The organism is Bartonella sp. AC10YNML (genome assembly GCF_042196825.1).
In the GTDB taxonomy this organism is placed as follows: domain Bacteria; phylum Pseudomonadota; class Alphaproteobacteria; order Rhizobiales; family Rhizobiaceae; genus Bartonella.
Map to the genome: position 1 here is coordinate 52,357 of NZ_JBHIRA010000008.1, position 22,520 is coordinate 74,876.

The window sequence follows — 22,520 nt, forward strand, 5'->3', positions numbered from 1 at the left end:
TTACAGCGAGACTTTTCATTCCTTAATTACTCATTATAATGTACAACGCCACAACATTTTGTAGACATGGTAAACAACCTTCAATTTGTTTTTGCTATTATTACTTAATTTATAAAGCATTTTCCATAATTTAATTAGCTAAACCAACAAAAATAATCATTAAAAAAGACAAAGATCATAAAAAGGAGAAGAATGGAAAAACCTAAACGAAAAAAGATTCCCTGAATTTTAGCAGATATTTTCCTCCCAGTAATGACCTCAATGACATGCAATAAAAGATGCCCACCGTCAAGCGGTAGAATCGGAAAAAGGTTAATAAGCCCAACACTTATTGAAAGAAAAGCTGCCAAATTCAACAAAGAGATAAAACCTGTCTCGCTCACTTTCCAAGCAATTTTAACGGTTTTAGAAGGTCCACTTAGCCGACAATGATCCTCTTTGCCTCCTATTAAACGACTCATAAAAAGAACAGTTTGAGTGGCGATAAACACAGTACGGTCTGACGCTTTTCTTACAGCTGTTACAAAACCATAGCGAATATGTTTTATATAAGTTGGATCTAAATGTGCAGGATTATTTAAATCAACAGGAACACCTACACCTATCATAGCACTTCGTGTTCGATTACCAAATCCATCATCTCGCTCAACGACTTTTGGGGTAATCATCGTTGTAAAGACTCGCCCCATGCGTTCTATTTTAAACTCTATGGGTTCTCTTCCGTGAAAAGCTACATAATTCATCAAATCTTCAAAGCTTTCAACCCGTCGTCCATCCATTTCAACAAAACGATCACCTAATTCCAAACCGGATTGAAGAGCAGGGCTATCTTTTACCAAAGAACCAACAACGGGCTCAATGGCTACACGACCATAGATAAAGAAAAAAAATGTTAGAATAACAACAGTAAAAAGAGCATTGAAGAAAGGACCGGCAAAAACAGTTGCTGCTTTTTTCCAAGCATGCGCACTAGCAAATGAACCATCAACAATCAGAGATGATTGGGATGATTCCGTATCGATTTTTTCCTCATCCCCAACAAATTTTACATAACCTCCTAAGGGGATAAGTGCTAAACGCCACTTCGTGCCATGCTTATCTGTATAACTCGCTATTTCTGGTCCAAATCCAAGCGAAAAAATTAACGCCTTAATACCACACAACCGACCAATGAGATAGTGCCCAAATTCGTGCACAAAAATGATAATCATAATGATGAAAAGAATACTCAAACTTCTTAAAAGAAAATCACCCATAGTGACGATATGATTTAAAAGCTCCAAACTATCTTCTCCCAATTAGATCATACTAAAAAGATTAAAAGGCGCATCCATATCAGACATAAATGAACCAATTAAATAAAGAAGAAAAGCTGCCCCTACCAATCCATCTATACGATCCATAAAACCACCATGTCCAGGCAATAAAGAACTAGAATCTTTAACAGAAAACCGTCTTTTGAGCCATGATTGCCCTAAATCACTCAATTGTGAAACAATTGACAAAACAAGTGTAAGGAGTGGCACAAAAAAACTGGCTAAATTTATATCAAAAAATCCAAAAGCAACCCATATACCACCGAAAACTCCGACAAATGTACCACCAAGTGCTCCTGACCATGTTTTATTAGGAGAAAATTGTGGTGCTAATTTAGGGCCCCCTAATGCACGTCCGATAAAATAACCACCAATATCTGTTCCCCACACTATCGTAAATAAGAAAATAACAACTTGGAACCCCAACAGTTCATGATCCCGTAGAAAGCATAAAGCAACAACAGGAAAAGAGGCATATAAAAAACCACAAAAAACCCAACCACTCTTTTTTATAGATATAATAGCTAACACTGTAGCTAAAACGATTAAAACACAAAAAATCAATGAAGCAGATACACTCAACACTAAAAAAAAGCCAAAGATTAAATAAAAGATACTTGCTAATATTTTTTGTAAAATACACCATTTCTCTTTAGTAATACTCATCCACTCATAAAGAACAAAACCGCCAATACACCATACAAATAAAAAAAAGAAATTTCCTCCCAACCATGTTAGATACAACGCAATAATGCCAAAAACAAAAGCTGTCAGAATACGATAAACCAAATTAGACAAAACAACATCCAAACAATAAAAATAGAAAATACAAGCTCTAAAATTAACGCAAGAAAAACTCCCCTACGCAGTATTTTTATCTCATACTTGTATAATTTCTCTTATAATTTATCATAAATAATTCAGTCTACTAAGATAGCGCTTATGAAACTAATAATCAATGAAAACAGCTTCAAAAATCTCCGTCAAAATTATAAAATATTTTTTTAATATTTTCTCAAATATAAAATAAAAAAGCAGTTACCTCTGCCCCATACAAATTAACTAATATAGGTTTCGTATAAAAACACTTTTCTATCAACTATTCGTCATTAAAAAACGAATTACGCCACATAACATCTGCTTGATCAATTATACTCACATGTTTTATAATGAGAAATAAGAGAAAGGTTAGGCTTGTTTTTTTCATTATATTCTTTCCCCAACCTTCATCTTAGAATATTTGAATAATTTCTAATAATGCTTTCATTATGCATTTTAACAAAGACGTGTTCAACTAAAAAACCGCACCATGCTGTTAAATAGTGTCTCCCACCAAAGGGCATGATTTACCACGCAGACTAAAAAATTAAAACATCTGCCCTTTCAAATCAGTCTCTCCCATATCAAAATGATAGAATACCTTCCTGCATAACACCTTGCTACCACAGAGCACACCACGCCCTACAATTATCCCTAGAAACAATTTACAGGCTGGGAATATAACATCCTTTTTCTAGCGACAAAATCGTCTTAAACGTGCATAATTTCAGATTCTTTTACGGCTAAAATTTTATCAATATCAGCAATAGTTTCATCTGTGAGTTTTTGAACTTTCTCAGACAAACTATGGGCTTCATCTTGTCCAATTTCACCATCTTTTTCTAACTTTTTCAAATTGTCCAGACCATCCCGACGAACATGACGTGTAGCAACACGCGCTTGCTCTGCATAGTGATGCGCAATTTTTACAAGTTCTTTACGGCGCTCTTCATTCAACTCAGGCAAAGGAATACGTAAATTCGTACCATCAGTTATGGGATTTAAACCAAGACCAGAATCGCGAATAGCGCGCTCTACAGCTCCGACCATCGTTTTATCCCATACAGAAACAGAAAGCATCCGAGGTTCAGGAACAGAAATATTAGCAACTTGATTTATATGCACAACAGAACCATAAGATTCAACGGTCAACGGTTCTAATAAACTGGCCGATGCACGTCCAGTCCGCAAACCACCTAATTCATGTTTAAAAGCCGTAATAGCACCATCCATGCGACGTTTCAGATCATCCATAATTGATGTAACATTCATATTTCTGTCTCCTTCAATTGTTCTTTGAAGCTTACCCTTATTCCGATACTATTGTAAAGCGTCCTGTTCCATTCAAAACCTTAGCCAAACCGCCTTTTTCATGAATGGAGTACACAATAATCGGTACATTGTTCTCACGTGCTAAAGTGACCGCCGTTGAATCCATAACAGATAATCCCCATTGCAAAACTTCAACATGTGTTAATTGGTCAAAACGCTTAGCCGTAGGGTCTATTTTTGGATCTGCTGAATAAATACCATCAACTTGTGTTCCTTTAAGAAGGACATCCGCACCAATTTCTGCTGCACGTAAAGTGGCAGCAGAATCAGTGGTAAAAAATGGATTTCCTGTACCCCCTGCAAAAATAACAACTTTTCCCTGATTCATATAAGCTATTGCTTTACGTTGCGAGAAACTTTCACAAATTTGTGGCATAGCAATCGCAGAGAGTACAACCGTTTCAACGCCTAATTTTGTCAATGATGTTCGCAATGCTAAAGAGTTAATAGCCGTTGCAAGCATTCCCATATGATCACCTGTCACTCGATCTCCACCATGCGAAGCAACAGCAACGCCACGAAAAATATTTCCCCCACCTATTACAACCGCAACCTCTATCCCCATTGCGCGCACTTCTGCAATATCAGCGGCAATACGGTCTACAACAGAAACATCAATGCCAAAATTCTGCCCTCCCATAAGAGCTTCACCAGAAGCCTTTAAAAGAATACGTTTATACGGAAGTGCTAATGCCATTAATAATCTCCCCAAAAGCCCATTTACTTTTTGCTTTTGACATCACGAAGGGCACCACTTTTTTCACGTGACGCCCTCTCAACAATTACACTGTTCCCCTCAGAGATTCTACAACCAATGATATGACTTTAAATCTCTGGTCAAGAGTTTGCAATAACTAGCCTTTTACAGCAGCAGCAACCTCTGCAGCAAAATCAGACTCCTCTTTTTCTACACCTTCACCTAGTGCAAAACGAATAAAGCCTGTGATTTTTGCTGGTGCACCAATTGATTTCTCAGCGTCCTTTAAAGCTGCCTCAACAGTCATATCAGGATTCATAACAAAAGCCTGTGAAAGCAAAACAACCTCTTCAAAAAATTTACGCATACGCCCTTCTACCATTTTTTCAATGATATTTTCAGGCTTTCCAGACTGACGTGCTTGATCTGAAAAAATTGCTTTTTCACGTTCAACAGCAGAAGCATCAACACCTTGTGCTGTAAGTGCTAATGGATTGGTTGCCGCAATATGCATTGCGACCTGCCGACCAAAAGCAAGAGCAGCCTCTTTATTTCCTGTTGTCTCAATCGCAACCAAAACACCAAGTTTTCCAAGCCCATCAGCCACACTATTGTGTATATAAGTCGCAACAACACCATTCTCAACAGACAATTTAGCGGAACGACGAAATGTCATATTTTCGCCAATTGTGCCAATTGCATCTTTAATTGTAAGCTCTACAGTCTTCTCAGAACCTGGATAAAGAGAAACAGAAACAGATTCAACATCCCCTGACGTATCTAAGGCAGCAGTTGCTACTTTACGCACGATGTCTTGGAATCCATCATTGCGTGCAACAAAATCTGTTTCAGAATTAATCTCAACCAAAACTGCATGTGAATCTTTTGATACGACTCCGATTAATCCCTCAGCTGCTGTACGACCAGCCTTTTTATCTGCTTTAGCTATTCCTTTTTTACGAAGCCAATCAACAGCAGCTTCCATATCACCATTGGTCTCTGCTAGGGCGGCTTTACAGTCCATCATACCAGCGCCAGATAGTTCTCGAAGTTCTTTTACTTGTGCAGCAGTAATGCTCATATTTGCCTCTTTATTTTGTAACAGTGAAAGCGTGCAAAATCCCTCTGCACGCCTATAACTTCTTCTTTAGACAATAAAAGTACCTTAATTAGGCATTTTATATTATTCAGAAACCTCTGAAACTGCATTTTCTTCCAAAATAGGCTCCATAGGTGCATCAACTTGAGCTCCTAAATCGATACCCATTGCTCCTTGCTGGCGTGCAATACCATCAAGAGCAGCACGGGCAAAAAGATCGCAATAAAGAGAAATTGCACGTGAAGCATCGTCATTACCTGGTATTGGATGTGTCACGTCATCGGGATCACAATTGGTATCAATAATAGCAATTACAGGAATACCCAAACGCTTTGCTTCTTGGAGTGCAATATTTTCTTTATTTGTATCGATAACAAATATAAGATCTGGAACAGAACCCATATCTTTAATACCACCAAGCGCACGATTAAGCTTTTCACGATCACGTTCGAGATTTAAACGTTCTTTTTTGGTAAAGCCTTGTGCTTCAGCGGCAAGAATTTTGTCAAGCTTACGCAAACGATGTATTGAATTGGAAATCGTTTTCCAATTTGTGAGCATGCCACCAAGCCAACGCGCATTAACGTAATATTGGGCAGAACGATTGGCCGCATCAGCGATAATGTCAGATGCTTGTCGTTTCGTACCAACAAAGAGAATACGACCACCACGCGCTACAGTATCTGAAACAAGTTTAAGTGCTTGATGTAAAAGTGGAACGGTCTGAGCAAGGTCAATAATATGGATATTATTACGCTGACCATAAATATAGGGAGTCATTTTGGGATTCCAGCGATGAGTCTGGTGACCAAAATGCACACCGGCTTCTAAAAGCTGGTGCATAGTAAAATCGGGTAGTGCCATAAATCTTATCCTTTCCGGTTCAACCTCCGCGGAAAAAGCAGGAAGACCTGCTACCGGCGGATGCTTGCTAGAAGTTTCTCACAGATCATTTGCAAACACCCAGACTCCGCGTGTGGAATAGCGCAAACATACTAATATTTGATTCTTTTTCAAGTTATTTTCTTTAATCATTTAATATTTGCATTTTCACATTGATTAAGATCTTTTCCAAGTTCCAAGAATTCGAGACTGTTCAATTTTGCACGCACTGAAAAAGTTCCATAATCTATATGAAGATCTCGCATGACACCATTCTCATGTAAGAGAAAACTGCTACGATAAACCGGCAAACCATCTTTATTTTCTCCATCATCAAAATAAGAAATTGTAACAGGCCAATATTCTTCTTCATCCAATTTTCTTACTTTTTCCGTTTCGCTATCAGATAAAAGCGTTTTCTTTTCCCCTATGACGATACTTTCTTTTATAACTTTATCTGCTTTATTTGTCCCATCAAATACAGTAACATTGTAAAAATGATCTCCTGCTTTTGCATGGCGGATAATATTTTTTAGTTGCATCATTGGAAATTCAGCCATTGCAAGCTTATACTCTTTTCCCTTTGGCTTTTTTAAGGTAACTGTAATACCATCTTGCGTACGCTCCGCAACCCCCTCGGCACGATGCACAACCTCTTCTCCCTCTTGATCTGTAATATTAAAACGAAATGTACGGCTGTCTCCTGTTTCATAACTCGTCGTCTGTTGATCCGTCAAACGTACTGGCATATCTTCAATGTGAACACGGCTAATGAAACGAAAACGTGTGCTATAGCCCTGGCATGCCGAACCAGTGAGCTCGTAAACCATTCGTCCTGACATCGCAGAAATTGTCATTTCATGAGAAACACTATCGAGATGAAAATCATAAATTGCTCGATGAGGCACAATAAAAATGGGCTCTTCAGCTCTCGCAGTACATAAAAAAACAATATATAAAATTATTATAAATAATGATCTAATCATTCCCAACTTCCGAACTTTATCCCCGTTGCATAACATCATACAATAAGGCAAAAAAGGCTAATTTCTCAATTAACCACACATTTTCTTAAATCAAAAAATAGATTATGCAATGAATATATTATAAAGCAGCTATGGAGTTAAAATTATGACCAATATGATTGAAAAAAACTTAGAAAAATTCGGAATCACTCTTCCTGAAGTAATCTCCCCCCTTGCCAATTACATCACCACTTCACAAAGTGGCAATCAACTCTTTATTTCTGGACAACTCCCTCTTATTAATGGAAAACCTATAGCTATCGGTAAAGTTGGTGCAACTGTGAATACCGAACAAGCCCAAAAAGCATCTGAAGCTTGCGCTCTCAATATTCTCGCGCAACTCAAGGCAACTCTGGGTGACTTAAATAAAATAAAACGTGTGGTCAAAATTACTGTTTTTGTGGCTGTAGATTCTCATTTTACCGATATTCCTTTTGTTGCCAATGGAGCTTCTAATTTATTCGTCAATATCCTTGGTGAAATTGGAAAACACGCCCGTTCTGCTATTGGTGTTGCCTCTCTTCCTATGGATGTTCCTGTAGAAGTTGAAGCCATCATAGAAATCTAAACCTTCATTAAGACAGTGCATTATCCTAAATATAACTGAAGTCAAAGTACTTCTTTGTCTTACACTCTGATAAACCTTGCATTTTTTCGTTTTTAAATTAGAATCTTAAACTTACGATAAAAGGAAATATTTGTATGAAACAAGCTTATGACAATAATAATATTTTTGCTAAATTGATTCGCAATGAAATCCCTTCTGTTCGTGTCTACGAAGATGATGATGTTATTGGATTTATGGATATCATGCCACAGGCACCAGGTCATACGCTGGTCATTCCTAAAAAAGGCTCTAGAAACTTACTTGATGCAGATCCTGAAACATTATTTCCTGTTATTAAAGCTGTTCAAAAAATTGCAAATGCTGTCAAAAAAGCCTTTCAAGCAGATGGCATAACTGTCATGCAATTTAATGAAGCAGCTAGTCAACAAACCGTCTATCACCTTCATTTTCATATTATACCACGTATGGAGGGAATAGAGCTTACCCCTCATAATGATATGGTAACGCCTCCAGAAATACTTGAAGAGAATGCAAAAAAAATCCGTGCAGCTTTATAACACACTCTTAAGTTGTTGTGCTTTTTTTTCCTAAACGTTTTTTTGTAAAGTTTTCCATTTTACTTTTCTTTGAACTTACAGATATATCGGAAGATGAAATTTCTAACTGTAAGCTTTCTTTTTTACCATTTGATTTTTGTGTCAATACGCGAACGGTACCACCATTGCGTAACTTTCCAAATAAAATTTCATCAGCTAATGGCTTTTTAATATATTCTTGTATAACACGCCCTAATGGGCGTGCTCCCATCTGAGAATCATATCCTTTATTAGAAAGCCATAAAGTTGCAGAAGGGCTTAATTCAAAACAAATTCCCCGATCAGCTAATTGTGCTTCAAGCTGAAAAATAAATTTTTGCACTATCTGATTGATGATTAAATGAGATAAAGATGCAAACGGAATAATTGCATCTAACCGATTACGAAATTCTGGTGTAAAGAGTCGATTGATTGCTTCTATATCCTCACCATCACGATGTACTTTCCCAAATCCAATAGCTGATTTTGCCATATCTGAAGCACCAGCATTGGTTGTCATAATCAAAATAACATTGCGGAAATCAATTTTCTTACCATTATGGTCTGTTAATCTACCATAATCCATTACCTGCAATAAAATATTAAATAACTCTGGATGCGCTTTCTCAATCTCATCTAGCAATAGAACTGCGTGAGGTTTCTGATCAACGGCATCTGTAAGGAGACCTCCTTGATCAAACCCTATATAACCTGGAGGTGCTCCGATTAAACGTGCTATCGTATGCCGTTCCATATATTCTGACATATCAAAACGCAATAATTCAATGCCTAAAGATGATGCAAGCTGTTTTGCAACTTCAGTTTTTCCTACACCTGTTGGTCCTGAAAATAAATAACTTCCTATTGGTTTATCCGGTTCGCGTAAACCTGCTCGCGCCAATTTTATGGATGAAACTAAGACGGAAATTGCCTGATCTTGACCATAAACAACATGTTTGAGTTCTCTTTCAAGCTTACTCAGTATCTTCTGATCATTCCGGGAAACTGTTTTTGGTGGAATTCTTGCAATTGTAGCAACAGTCGCTTCAATTTCTTTAACACCTATACTCTTCTTGCGTTGTTTTTGTGGCAAAAGCTTTTGCGCTGCTCCACTTTCATCAATAATATCAATTGCTTTGTCAGGTAACCTACGGTCAATTATATAACGTGAAGATAATTCTACAGATGCCTTCATCGCCTGATCTGTATATTTAATCTGATGAAAATCTTCAAAATAAGGCTTCATCCCCTGCAAAATCTTAATCGCATCTGTAACAGAAGGTTCATTAATATCAATCTTCTGAAAACGACGCTCTAAAGCACGATCTTGTTCAAAGAATTTGCGATATTCTCTGTAAGTCGTCGAACCAATACATCGCATAGTTCCAGAAGATAATACAGGTTTCAAAAGATTTGCTGCATCCATATTTCCCCCTAATGTCGCTCCTGCTCCAATTAAGGTATGAATTTCATCAATAAATAAAATAGCATCTGGATACAGCTCAAACTCTTTAATAACTTGCTTTAAGCGTTCTTCAAAATCACCGCGATAACGTGTACCTGCAACAAGTCCCCCCATATCAAGAGAAAATATTGTTGCATTTGATAAAACTTCAGGCACTTGCCCATCAACAATGCGCTTTGCCAATCCCTCAATTATAGCGGTTTTCCCCACTCCAGGATCACCAACCAAAAGCGGATTATTTTTTGACCTTCGACATAAAACCTGAATCATGCGTGAAATTTCTATTTCACGGCCAATTAATAAATCAATTTTTCCATTACGTGCTTTACAATTGAGATCAACACAATAATTCGTTAAAGCACTTGTTCCTCTTTCACCATTATCCGAAATCTGCTGATCTAATTGCTCTTCAAGTCCTTCAAGTAACATGGATAACCCATCATCACGCGTGACACCCTGTGAAATAAAACGTACAGCATCATAGCGTGTCATTCCCATCTCTTGAAGAAAATATGCTGCATGGCTTTCACGTTCAGAAAAAATTGCAACAAGAACATTTGCCCCCGATACTTCATCTTTTCCAGCCGATTGTGCATGAATCACCGCACGTTGGATAACACGCTGGAAAAAAGCTGTAGGCTTTGTATCCTCATCAGCTCTAATCTGTTCATCTAACTCTGAGCGAAGATAATTGGTTAAGCGCTCTCGCAATTCCTCCACATCTACTTGGCAAGCCTGAATAACGGAATTTGCATCGGCATCATCTAACAGCGCAAGTAGAAGATGCTCTAGTGTTGCATATTCATGGCGTGCTTGAGTAGCAATTGTTAATGCACGATGCAAAACCTCTTCAAGACTAGGTGTAAAAGATGGCATAGCTCCTCACTTCCATTCCATTACACATTGTAACGGATGTTCATTTTGACGCGCACATTCCCTCACTTGTAATATTTTCATTTCAGCGACTTCATAAGTATAAGTCCCACATTCTCCTATCCCATTGTGATGAACATTTAACATTATCCGCGTTGCCTCTTCGAAACTTTTTTTAAAAAAGTTCTTCAAAACGAAAACAACAAAATCCATAGGTGTGTAATCATCATTAAGCAAAAAAACGCGACATAATTTAGGTTTTTCAAGTTTTTCTCTAGCCTTAGGCATTATAACCGCACCATGCCTACCTTCATCCCAATTCTTGCCCTTTTCATTATGCATAATACGAGCTATAGAGTTTATTATGAGCATCTGTCCCATTATCGTTTTCCATGCAGCACATTTTTATTAATTTTAAATTCTTTCATAACTATTGCAATACCTGTTTGTATTAGAAAAAAAATTTCCTCTATGGTTAGACTTCAATCGCTCACTCATAAAATAACTTCTGTAAACAAATTAGTAATACCATTCGTCTAAACTGCATCAATAAATTACAGAAAAGGAAGCTTTATAGAAGTTTTTTAGGATAAATGGAGAAATAGGATACTGCAAGTGTATATTAATTATCAAAAAATTATGCGCTACTGTAAAACAATAGCAATTTCTTTTGTTATGTTAGCTTTTTCTTACTGTTGGGCATCCGCCACACCTCAAGGGGCCTATCCTGATAAGTATGCGGCTATTGTTATAGATGCTACTACGGGAAAAACTCTATTTCAAGCCAATGCAACACTGAAACGTTATCCTGCTTCTTTAACAAAAATGATGACATTGTACCTCCTCTTTGAAGCTATGCAGATGCGTCGTGTGACACCAAATACACCAATTCCTGTTTCACATTATGCAGCAATGCGTCCACCGACAAAAATTGGATTTAAAGCAGGCCAAACAATTTCTGCAGAATCAGCAGCTAAAGCACTCATTACAAGATCCGCAAATGATGTTGCTGCTGCCATTGCAGAATATCTTGGAGGTAGTGAAAAAAAATTCGCTCAAATGATGACAGTAAAAGCCCGTAAACTTGGCATGAAACATACACATTTTGCAAATGCTTCAGGACTTCCGGATGTGCACAATTATTCTACAGCACGAGATATAGCGACTTTATCATTAGCTTTACGTAAACATTTTCCCAAACAATATAAATTGTTCAAAACAAAAAGTTTTAATTTCCGTGGACATAAAATTAACAGCCACAATAAACTTGTTAAAATAATGAAAGGTGTCGATGGAATTAAAACAGGCTACACACAAATGTCAGGTTCTAATTTAGCAACTTCGATGCGTCTTGAGGGGCGCTCTATTGTCGCTGTTGTTATGGGAGGTAAATCATCTACTGCACGTGACGAGCATATGGCTAGCTTATTGAATCAATATTTGCCCAAAGCAAGCCAAATGAAAAGTGGTGAACGTTTAATAGCTTCTGTACGCTATCACTTACCCACTGGGGCCAATACTCCTATACCGACCATTAAAGCTGATTCAAGTAATTTTGACGATGAAATTTCGACTATGTTGACAGCATTTGCAGAACAACCTAAAAACTCCAATATCGCAATAACGGCTGTAAATAAGGTAATTATACCAATACCGAATCCTCAAAAAACTATACCAGCTGAGACTCATAAAATTGTAACAGTCTCTTTGTCCGAAAATGCCGGATGGGCTATCCAAATTGGTTCTCTTCCTAGTGAAGAACAAGCAAAAACTCTACTTTTAAAAGCAAAAAATATAGCTTTTTCTACTTTAAAGCATGCATCTTCACACATGCAACTGTTTGAAAAAAGTGGGCGGCGTTATTACCGAGCACGCTTTACAGGGTTTCAATCAAAAAAAGCTGCATTTGATGCTTGCTCTACATTAAAGAAAGCAAATTTTAACTGCTATACTGTAGCCTACTAAAAATTTTTGAATTCTGCGTTAAGGATAGTATTATGACAGATAATGCTTTTGCTTCATTCCATAAAAAAGAAATTTTATTGAAGCAATCATCCCTCCTTTCATTGCGTTCTCTTCACGATGCTGCCGCAAAACTTACTGGTTTAAAATATAATTCGACAGCATTAGATACACAGTCTCTTGTTAACCTTCTCATTTGCCAAACAATGCGCAACCGTCGTCTCATAATGCCTCCTGTACGCATTCATTTACGCGTTGCGAGCCAAACTGGTAATGTGCCTATTAAAATCCGTTTAGGAGCAACAAATATTTAATTCTACAGACCCTCTCTAAAAAATTATTTTATTATTAACCATTATCTACAGCCTTAGAAAACCTTTTGATAAACATACTTTTTTCTTAAATTGTTGAATTTTTCTGACAGCTTTTCCAACTATCCAATATCTCCAAGCTTTTAATAAAAACATTGTTAATGACATAAAAATACCCAATATTTTTCCACTTTTTGGATTTAATATAAAAAATTGTCCTTGATATCTTTCTGGAAAAAATGAATAGCTTCATTAGATGAAAGCTTATCATTTGATGGGATTATTGTAAAAGTTCAATAAAGAAAATCTCTCTTAATAACGCTCCCCATACAACATAAACGCTGTAAAAAAACAATCTCACTCCTCTTACTTGTATTTATGTCAAAAGGCACAGAAAATTGGAAAATACAAATACTATCGATGAAAAAACGTAAACAAATTATCAGATTAAATATTATAATAACGATTTCCATAAGATTTTAATTTATAATTATAATTTATTTTTTGCATATTGAATAAGAGATTTTCGTAAAATGCTCTTATTTTACTTCTTATATTGAATCAGTCAAAATCGCTCGCTTGCTCATCACGAGAAAAATTGGCATATAAACTATTTAAAAAAGGATGATAGTGTTGGTTTTCTCTCTTTATAAATAAAAATGCTAATACTCTATAGATTTTATACCATCCATGGAAAACTTACATTATATTATTCATATGCAAGATACTGATTTATAAAGATAATTAATTATTTTGCATGTTAGATGAGAATCTCGAATATCGTAAGATTCTCTCATTAAAAATCTGTTTATGTTGAATCAATCAAAACCGTCTCTTGCATGTTATGAGCGAGATTAGTGTGTAGCGTGAAACTGTACCAAAAAGACTAAAAATGCCTATAATGAACCGTTTCAAATGCCAAGAGCTTTGTCCCTGTACAGAGGGGCGGCTCTGGCAAAGTGTGCAACCATGCCAGCGTACTCTTTTTATTAAGCATAAAGATGGGGACAGCTCAATGGATTTACTGTTATATCATTCACAGGTGCCATCGTGAAATGAGCTTGGGAGCGTTGAGAGATATTTTTTTAAAACGAACTCACGAACGCGTAACACGATAATGTTCTATTGTGTGCATTCTATTCTCATGAGAATTTTTATAAATATTTCTTAATGTATACGTTATTATTTATTTTAATTTTTTTGTCGGTAAAAAATTTATAAATAAAAAAGATATTTCCAATATATCTCTTAATTATTGTAAATTAGTGTTTTTTTTCAAGGCATTTTTTACCATACTAGGTAGAAAAAACTTCACTTTTAAAAAATTAAAGTCTTTAAAACTCTACTCTCTTCATCATAATTATTCAGATTTAAAACAAATTTTCCTTGGATACTCAGGCATAATCTTCCATTATTTAAAAGATATATGGCTATGGAAACTTTTTAAAGCCATAAAACCCAGCTAAAAATAATGGCAGATTGATCACTAACTTTACTTTACGCTTTCTTATTTTTTCCAAATTACACTTTTTCCCCACTTTAGAGACAAATCAAACAGATGCACAACACTCTCCCCTCCAAGCTTGCATGCAACACCTATTATTCGTTAAGAAAACACTGAATGATCTCAGATTTATTTCAAACTACTGCTGCATTAAAGTGGAACTTTGATTTATAAGGAACAAAAAACATAAGCTTTATTAGGAAATACGATCTCTCTCCCAAAAGTCCAGTTATGGATTGAAAAATGTTCCAGCTCTTAACAAGATATCGCATTGACTGCAAGACCGCCTTTACTTGTCTCTTTATAGCGTTCACTCATATCATGACCAGTCTGGCGCATTGTTTCTATACAAGCATCAAGAGAAACAAAATGATCTCCATTACCATGTAATGCAAGAGAAGAAGCCGTTACCGCCTTAACAGCCCCCATTGCATTACGCTCAATACAAGGAACTTGTACAAGACCTGCAACAGGATCACACGTCATTCCTAAATGATGTTCAAGCGCAATTTCCGCTGCATTTTCAATTTGAGCTGGTGTTCCACCTAACGCCGCGGTTAACCCTGCTGCAGCCATTGAAGATGCCGTTCCAACTTCACCTTGACACCCAACTTCTGCACCAGAAATAGAGGCATTATGTTTGATAACACCGCCAATAGCTGCTGCCGTTAATAGAAAATTATGTATTCCCTTTCGATCTGAACCATCATTAAACTGAAGATAGTAACGCAAAACGGCTGGGACAACACCAGCAGCCCCATTTGTTGGTGCTGTAACAATACGACCACCTGCTGCATTTTCTTCATTGACTGCTATAGCATATACCGAAAGCCAATCATTTGCAAAAAGTGGATAATTGCAATTTTTCTTTTGATTTTCCAAAAGTGTATCATGCAGTTTTTTAGCACGCCTTGGAATACGTAATCCACCAGGCAACTCACCTTCTTGTGAAAGACCTCTATTAATGCAATTTGTCATCGCTGAAAAAATTTCATCAAGCCCAGCATCAAGAGAAGAACGCTCTATTTTTATTTCTTCATTTAAGCGTTTCATTTCAGCAATTGAAAATCCTGATTTTTCTGCCATTGATAACATTGTACGAGCAGAATCAAATGGATATGGCACCTCAGACACTTCTGATTCTATATTACCATTCATGTGTCTTAATTCATCCTCAGTTACAACAAAGCCACCACCAATAGAATAATAAATCTGCCGCAAAAGAACATTCCCATCAGTATCAAGCCCTTCAAATGCTAGTCCATTCGTATGACCAGGGAGAATTTCCTTTCGTTCAAAAATAAGATCACGTTGCAAATCAAACTGATAAACGGGATGGCCTTCTGGTTGCACTTTTTTTTCACGTATAACTTTTTCTAACAGGAATCCCATGCTATCAGGATCAACAGTAGACGCTTTTTCTCCTAAAAGTCCTAATATGATAGCTCTATCTGTCGCATGACCAATACCTGTGAAAGCTAAAGAACCATAAAGATAAACACGTATACGAGAAACTTGGTTATCAGATAACTGAGAAAAATCTCGTATCCTTTGCAAAAACATATTAGCCGCTGTCATCGGCCCCATCGTATGTGAGCTAGAAGGACCAATACCAATTTTAAAAAGTTCAAAAACAGATAAAAACACGAACCACCTCAAAACTCCAATATGGTCTGAGTATACGCTTTTCTATAACGTTTGTCCTGTTTAAAATCAAATTGCGAGATAGAGTAAAAAAATGATAGCAATAAACACGAATGTTGCTCGTCTTGCTACCACCCAACACCCTCTTTCTATAGTGCTTTCCATTAGCCAACCTTCAAAACGAACAATGCCCTTAGAGTCATCACTCTCTTAATGTTTCGAACGTAGTAAAATAAGTGTTAATATGCAACATCATAATTTAATAAGAATGAAAAAATTCTACCAAGCATATTTTTCATAATGCACCAAGTTCTTCAAAGTATATGCTTAATGATATAAAATATTTTATGGACATGCTTCGATGAAACGTACAAAGTTTTCTAACGGTTCTCGTTCTGTCTCAAAATTGTTTTCTGGAGCACTCATATCGCGATAACCAAGTGCCATACCACAAATAATATTCCGATCAGAAGGTACAGATAAAAGCGTACGAATTTGTTTATGATAATCAGCAAAAGCTGCTTGGGGACAGGTATCCAATCCAAATCCACGTGCTGCTAACATAATGGTCTGCATAAACATACCCAAATCAAGCCAACTCCCTATTTCCATGTCGTGATCCATTGTAAATAAGAGTCCTACAGGTGCATCAAAAAATAAAAAATTTCGTGCTTTTTGATGAAGCATTTTTTCTTCATCTCCTTTTTGAATTCCAAGACTCTGATAAAGATCCAAACCAACTTTTCGACGCCTTGAAATATAAGGCTCACGCCACTGACGTGGATAATAACTATATTCACGCTCTCCTTTTACACCTGAAAGCACAAGTTGTGAAAGCTCTTGCCCTACTTTCTGTAATACACTTCCTGTAAGCACAATCACTTGCCATGGCTGAATATTTGTTCCAGATGGTGCACGTGCTGCAAGTTTTAAGATTTCTTTGATTGTTTCCAAACTAACTGGCTGATCAGTAAAAGCGCGAATTGACTTTCGTGACAATATAGATTGAAAAACACTCATAGGAGAAACTGTCATTGTTTTTACTTTCTTTATGAAAAATAGTTTTTTCTTATCAAGGATAATATACTGCGAAAATACCTTTGCAGCTTTTTCAAACACTCTATTTCTTTAAATGACTTACACATTTCACGCAGTGGTAAATATTCCCCTTAGAGATAGTATAATCTATCTCTTTTAAGAGAAAGAAATTTGTCTAAAAGAAGACAAAATAAATTTATAATCAATGTCTAACCACCAACTCCGCTAAGCTCTCAAAAAACTCTCCTCAATTCGTTCTAAATCCTGTAGAAGATCATCAACATCATGCTGCATCTGCTTTAAATCAGTTCGTTTTTTATGAATTCCTGCAATTAATTTCTTAAGCTTTTTCTCATTATCAGGTGGTTTTCCAACCATTGTCAAAATATCAGATATTTCAGACAACGAAAATTTAACTCTTTTAGTACACAGGATTTGTTTTAACTTATGACGACCCGTTTATGTATAAAGCCGTGTATTTGCAAACCGAAAAGGGATAAGAAATCCCTCTTCTTCATAGCAAAGTTCGAGCTATTATTGAAAACTCACGTGTTAATTTTCCAATTGAATAATATTCGTACATTTTATTATTCTGTCTGCATAGATCACATTGTTATAAGAAATATGTCTATTTTTTATAAAACTTAGTGAGCACCTTAATCTCTAATTTTCTGCATTCTACTTTAGAAGAAAATACATTCACAAACATTGTATAGTAGAGAATCAATTATTTTTATATTACAGAAAGACTATTGATCTTTCATTATAAGTCCTTTTAAATCTTTATAGAAGATATCAATCAGAAATTTTCCTAAAATTCAAAATCAATCATTATTTGATTTGTAGATAATCAACTCTTTTCCTTGAATATGTTTTTTGAGTTTCACATACTTGGGAAAAAACTTTCTATACTGCCTTCAGAAATAAGAAAACTTTAAAATGAAGCAACAAGAAAGATAAGCATCATTACAAAACAATAAGCTACCAAAGATGTTAAAAATAACTATCGCCTTATAATTTTTGATATTTTTCAAGAGAATATACAACTTCTGCATTTCGAAATAAGAAAACGTCTGAACTTTCTATTCAGACGTTTTTTTATTATGTGATGTTGTATTTAAATTATTCTGCAACAGCCCCGGTTGTCATATTTGTCAACATAGCCTTAGCCACTTCGTTATTACTAGACTTACGCTGCTCATCTACAATCAAATCATCACGAACTGCAGCAATACGACGGATTTGAGAAATTGTACCACCCGTACCTGCTGGAATAAGACGACCGACAATAACGTTCTCTTTAAGTCCTTGCAAAGTATCAATTTTACCAGAAACTGCTGCTTCAGTAAGAACACGTGTTGTTTCCTGAAACGATGCCGCCGAAATGAAAGAAGGCGTTTGAAGAGAAGCTTTTGTAATTCCAAGAAGAATGGGATTACCAGATGCAGGTTTCTTCCCTTCTGCAATCAAATTATCATTGATTTCATCAAGTTCAATACGATCAACATTATCACCTGGAATATAACCAGAATCTCCAGATTCAGTAATTTCAACTTTTTGCAACATTTGACGAACAATCACTTCAATGTGCTTATCATTAATAAGAACTCCCTGCAAACGATAAACCTCCTGAATCTCATTAACAAGATAAGATGCCAAAGCCTCAACTCCCTTAATCGCCAAGATGTCATGAGGTGCTGGATTCCCATCAAGGATATAATCCCCCTTTTCAATTTGATCGCCTTCTTGGAAGTGGAACAACTTACCTTTTGGAATCAAGTATTCTACTGCCTCAAGAGTTTCATCATTTGGTTCAATAATGATACGACGTTTATTCTTATAACCACGGCCAAACCGAATTGTACCACTAACTTCAGCAATAATCGCATGATCCTTTGGACGACGCGCTTCAAAAAGCTCAGCCACACGAGGAAGACCACCCGTAATATCTTTCGTTTTGGCACTTTCCATCGGCAAACGAGCAATAACATCACCAGCCTTAACATGAGCACCAAGTTCAACAGAAAGAATAGTTTCCACTGACATCATATAACGGGCTTCACCTCCCTTATACAACTTAGCAATAGATTCACCTTCTTTATCCGTGTGAATAATAATGGCTGGTTTAAGATCCGCACCACGTGGATTAGCGCGCCAATCAATCACCAAACGCTTCGTAATACCCGTAGATTCATCAGCTGTTTCAGTGACAGATAAACCATCAATCATATCTTCAAAACCCACATAGCCTTCAACTTCCGTTAAAATTGGACGTGTATAAGGATCCCATTCTGCTATACGTTGGCCACGTTTAACCACATCACCATCATCAACAAAAATATGAGCACCATAGCTAACACGATGTACAACGCGCTCTTTTCCTAACTCATCCTTGATAAGGATAGCCATATTACGCCCCATAACAACCAAATGGCCTTCAGAGTTACGAACCACATTACGATTACGAATTTCCACCTTACCTTCATAAGATGCCTCTAAATACGATGAATCCACAACCTGCGCAGTTCCTCCTAAGTGGAAAGTACGCATAGTAAGCTGTGTTCCCGGCTCACCAATGGATTGAGCAGCAATAACACCAACGGCTTCTCCCTGATTAACAGGTGTTCCACGCGCCAAATCACGACCATAGCATTTTGCACAAACACCAAGACGTGTTTCACATGTTAATGCAGAACGAATTTGAACAGATTGAATCCCAGCTGCTTCAATCTTCGCAACATCAGCTTCCTCAATCATTGCTCCACCTTCAAGGATAACCTTTCCAGAGACAGGATGTAGAATATCAACAAGCGCTGTACGACCAAGAATTCTTTGCCCAAGGGAGGCAACAATTTGTCCTGCATCAACAATCGGCTGCATGGTAAGCCCTTTTGCGGTACCACAATCAACTGCTGAAATAATAGCATCCTGTGCAACATCAACAAGACGCCGTGTTAAATAACCAGAGTTCGCCGTCTTTAACGCAGTATCAGCAAGTCCTTTACGTGCACCATGCGTGGAATTGAAGTATTCATTAACAGTTAGACCTTCTTTAAAATTTGAAATAATGGGTGTTTCAATAATTTCACCCGATGGTTTTGCCATTAATCCACGCATACCGGCCAATTGTCTCATCTGGTTAGCAGAACCACGAGCACCAGAGTGCGACATCATATAGATCGAATTCATCGGTCGTTGACGACCTGTTTTAGGATCAAAATCGACGGCTTGAATACGTTTCATCATTTCATCTGCGACGCGATCTGTACATTTACCCCAAGCATCTACAACCTTATTGTATTTTTCACCTTGTGTAATCAAACCATCATTATATTGCTGTTCGTACTCCTTAGCCAAAGCTTCTGTTTCTGCAACTAAACGCGACTTACTATCAGGAATAACCATATCGTCCTTACCGAATGAAATTCCTGCACGACAAGCATAAGAAAAGCCAAGCTGCATAATACGGTCACAAAAAATAACCGTCTCTTTTTGTCCACAGTGCCGATAAACATGATCAATCATTTTAGAAATGTTCTTTTTCGTCATCTCTTGATTGACAATATCAAATGAGATATCCGCATTTCTTGGCAAAAGCTCACCGATAATCAAACGACCAGGTGTCGTATCATAAAGTTTAGAAACTTCTTTTCCATCCTTCCCCATATTCTTAACACGGCCTTTAATCTTCGTATGAAGCGTTACAACCTTATTTTCTAAAGCATAATGAAGCTCACCTATATCAGAAAAAGCCATTCCCTCACCTGGTTCTTTTTCAGAAACAATCGAAAGATAATAAAGACCAAGAACCATATCCTGTGATGGAACAATAATGGGAGCTCCATTAGCTGGATGAAGAATATTATTGGTTGACATCATTAAAACACGGGCTTCAAGCTGTGCTTCAAGAGAAAGCGGAACATGAACCGCCATCTGATCTCCATCAAAATCTGCATTAAAAGCAGTGCACACCAGCGGATGAAGCTGGATAGCTTTCCCTTCAATCAAGATAGGTTCAAAAGCCTGAATCCCCAAGCGGTGCAATGTTGGTGCACGATTGAGCAAAACAGGGTGTTCACGAATAACCTCATCCAAGATATCCCAAACTTCTGGATGTTCTTTTTCAACAAGCTTCTTTGCCTGCTTTACCGTTGATGAATAGCCTTTTGCATCAAGCCGCGCATAAATAAAAGGCTTAAATAATTCAAGAGCCATTTTTTTGGGAAGACCACATTGATGCAATTTTAATTCAGGACCCGTCACGATAACAGAACGCCCCGAGTAATCAACACGCTTCCCAAGTAAGTTCTGACGAAAACGTCCTTGCTTGCCCTTCAACATATCTGATAAAGACTTAAGAGGACGTTTATTGGCTCCAGTAATCACACGCCCACGCCGTCCATTATCAAACAATGCATCAACAGCTTCTTGTACCATACGCTTTTCATTGCGCACGATAATTCCAGGAGCACGCAATTCAATCAGCCGTTTCAAGCGGTTATTACGATTAATAACACGCCGATAAAGATCATTCAGATCTGATGTCGCAAAACGCCCACCATCAAGCGGAACCAATGGACGCAAATCCGGTGGAATAACCGGAATTGTTTTCATAATCATCCACTCTGGCTTATTTCCAGATTCAAGAAAATTTTCAACGATTTTAAGTCGTTTAATCAATTTTTTCTGCTTTAACTCTGAAGTTGTTTCAGCTAATTCAAGACGCAAATCATTAGCGATTTTATCTAACTCCATACTAGCTAAAAGCTCGTAAATAGCTTCAGCGCCAATCATAGCTGTAAACTGATCTTCTCCAAATTCATCAATAGCAAGCATATATTCTTCTTCAGAAAGAAGCTGATGGAGCTTAAGAGACGTCAATCCTGGTTCGGTTACAATATAATTCTCAAAATAAAGAACCCGTTCAATATCTTTTAAAGTTAAATCTAAAAGTGTAGAAATACGACCTGGTAATGATTTAAGAAACCATATATGCGCAACGGGTGCCGCAAGTTCAATATGCCCCATACGCTCACGACGTACGCGGGAAAGAGTGACCTCTACACCACACTTTTCACAAATAATGCCCTTATACTTCATGCGTTTATATTTGCCACATAGACATTCATAGTCCTTAATAGGGCCAAATATACGTGCACAAAAAAGACCATCACGCTCTGGTTTAAACGTCCGATAATTAATCGTCTCAGGCTTCTTAATCTCACCATACGACCAGGACAAAATTTTCTCAGGACTCGCAATAGAAATACGAATAGAGTCAAATGTCTGCGCTGGCGCTTGAGGATTGAAAAGATTCATGACCTCGTGGTTCATGCTGTTCTCCTTCAAAGATTCTTAGAACCTGTTGTAATATCTCATTTATTTTATAACAGATCTTCTTTAAAATACA

The 22,520-nt window shown here is 37.0% G+C and carries 17 protein-coding genes; 4 read left to right on the forward strand and 13 right to left on the reverse strand.

Annotated features, from left to right (window positions below):
- Positions 1-134: 134 nt before the first annotated feature.
- The 7 genes from ACFINA_RS05700 to ACFINA_RS05730 all read right to left on the reverse strand — a co-directional run bounded on the left by ACFINA_RS05700 (position 135) and on the right by ACFINA_RS05730 (position 7,131).
- The gene (locus ACFINA_RS05700) at positions 135-1,283 is read right to left on the reverse strand and encodes an RIP metalloprotease (protein ID WP_375607213.1); all 1,149 of its coding nucleotides are present in this window, start codon (positions 1,281-1,283) and stop codon (positions 135-137) included.
- Positions 1,284-1,298: 15 nt separating this feature from the next.
- On the reverse strand, positions 1,299-2,114 hold the full coding sequence (locus tag ACFINA_RS05705) for a phosphatidate cytidylyltransferase (RefSeq protein ID WP_375607214.1): 816 nt from the start codon (positions 2,112-2,114) through the stop codon (positions 1,299-1,301).
- Positions 2,115-2,846: 732 nt separating this feature from the next.
- Positions 2,847-3,407 carry a ribosome recycling factor gene (gene frr, locus ACFINA_RS05710; RefSeq protein WP_273790667.1) on the reverse strand — a complete coding sequence of 187 codons (561 nt, stop codon included), beginning with the start codon at positions 3,405-3,407 and terminating at the stop codon, positions 2,847-2,849.
- Positions 3,408-3,444: 37 nt separating this feature from the next.
- Positions 3,445-4,164 (reverse strand): UMP kinase, encoded by a 720-nt coding sequence (pyrH, locus tag ACFINA_RS05715; RefSeq protein ID WP_375607215.1) that lies wholly within the window; start codon positions 4,162-4,164, stop codon positions 3,445-3,447.
- 157 nt (positions 4,165-4,321) lie between these two features.
- Entirely contained in the window at positions 4,322-5,245 is a 924-nt protein-coding gene (tsf, locus tag ACFINA_RS05720; RefSeq protein WP_375607216.1) for a translation elongation factor Ts, read from the reverse strand.
- A gap of 102 nt (positions 5,246-5,347) precedes the next feature.
- Positions 5,348-6,127 (reverse strand): 30S ribosomal protein S2, encoded by a 780-nt coding sequence (gene rpsB / locus ACFINA_RS05725; protein ID WP_375607217.1) that lies wholly within the window; start codon positions 6,125-6,127, stop codon positions 5,348-5,350.
- Positions 6,128-6,294: 167 nt separating this feature from the next.
- Complete coding sequence (locus tag ACFINA_RS05730) at positions 6,295-7,131, reverse strand: cell envelope integrity EipB family protein (protein ID WP_375607218.1); 837 nt, start codon at positions 7,129-7,131, stop codon at positions 6,295-6,297.
- Positions 7,132-7,276: 145 nt separating this feature from the next.
- Here ACFINA_RS05730 and ACFINA_RS05735 point away from each other — a divergent pair, with 145 nt between their 5' ends.
- Together ACFINA_RS05735 and ACFINA_RS05740 are read left to right on the forward strand one after the other, a co-directional pair.
- Positions 7,277-7,738: a RidA family protein gene (locus ACFINA_RS05735; RefSeq protein ID WP_375607219.1), complete on the forward strand. Its 462-nt coding sequence runs from the start codon at positions 7,277-7,279 to the stop codon at positions 7,736-7,738.
- Positions 7,739-7,872: 134 nt separating this feature from the next.
- Positions 7,873-8,295, forward strand: a complete 423-nt coding sequence (locus ACFINA_RS05740) for an HIT family protein (protein ID WP_375607220.1) — start codon at positions 7,873-7,875, stop codon at positions 8,293-8,295.
- Positions 8,296-8,302: 7 nt separating this feature from the next.
- Here the strand turns inward: ACFINA_RS05740 and clpA are convergent, their stop codons facing one another.
- Positions 8,303-10,654, reverse strand: coding sequence for an ATP-dependent Clp protease ATP-binding subunit ClpA (gene clpA / locus ACFINA_RS05745; protein ID WP_375607221.1), 2,352 nt, complete (start codon positions 10,652-10,654; stop codon positions 8,303-8,305).
- Between the two features lie 6 nt (positions 10,655-10,660).
- Positions 10,661-11,032 (reverse strand): ATP-dependent Clp protease adapter ClpS, encoded by a 372-nt coding sequence (gene clpS / locus ACFINA_RS05750; protein WP_375607222.1) that lies wholly within the window; start codon positions 11,030-11,032, stop codon positions 10,661-10,663.
- Between the two features lie 234 nt (positions 11,033-11,266).
- On the opposite strand from clpS, the gene ACFINA_RS05755 reads away from it, so the two are divergent.
- Positions 11,267-12,616 carry a D-alanyl-D-alanine carboxypeptidase gene (locus ACFINA_RS05755; protein WP_375607223.1) on the forward strand — a complete coding sequence of 450 codons (1,350 nt, stop codon included), beginning with the start codon at positions 11,267-11,269 and terminating at the stop codon, positions 12,614-12,616.
- 32 nt (positions 12,617-12,648) lie between these two features.
- Entirely contained in the window at positions 12,649-12,927 is a 279-nt protein-coding gene (locus ACFINA_RS05760; protein ID WP_273790659.1) for a hypothetical protein, read from the forward strand.
- Positions 12,928-14,683: 1,756 nt separating this feature from the next.
- Here ACFINA_RS05760 and ACFINA_RS05765 read toward each other — a convergent pair.
- The 4 genes from ACFINA_RS05765 to rpoC form a co-directional block, all read right to left on the reverse strand.
- Positions 14,684-16,075 carry an L-serine ammonia-lyase gene (locus tag ACFINA_RS05765; RefSeq protein WP_375615219.1) on the reverse strand — a complete coding sequence of 464 codons (1,392 nt, stop codon included), beginning with the start codon at positions 16,073-16,075 and terminating at the stop codon, positions 14,684-14,686.
- Between the two features lie 342 nt (positions 16,076-16,417).
- Positions 16,418-17,107, reverse strand: coding sequence for a nitroreductase (locus ACFINA_RS05770; RefSeq protein WP_375607225.1), 690 nt, complete (start codon positions 17,105-17,107; stop codon positions 16,418-16,420).
- Between the two features lie 228 nt (positions 17,108-17,335).
- Positions 17,336-17,515 (reverse strand): hypothetical protein, encoded by a 180-nt coding sequence (locus ACFINA_RS05775; RefSeq protein ID WP_375607226.1) that lies wholly within the window; start codon positions 17,513-17,515, stop codon positions 17,336-17,338.
- 717 nt (positions 17,516-18,232) lie between these two features.
- A complete protein-coding gene (rpoC, locus tag ACFINA_RS05780; RefSeq protein WP_375607227.1) occupies positions 18,233-22,444 on the reverse strand; it encodes a DNA-directed RNA polymerase subunit beta' in 4,212 nt (1,403 codons plus the stop codon).
- Between the last annotated feature and the right edge of the window lie 76 nt (positions 22,445-22,520).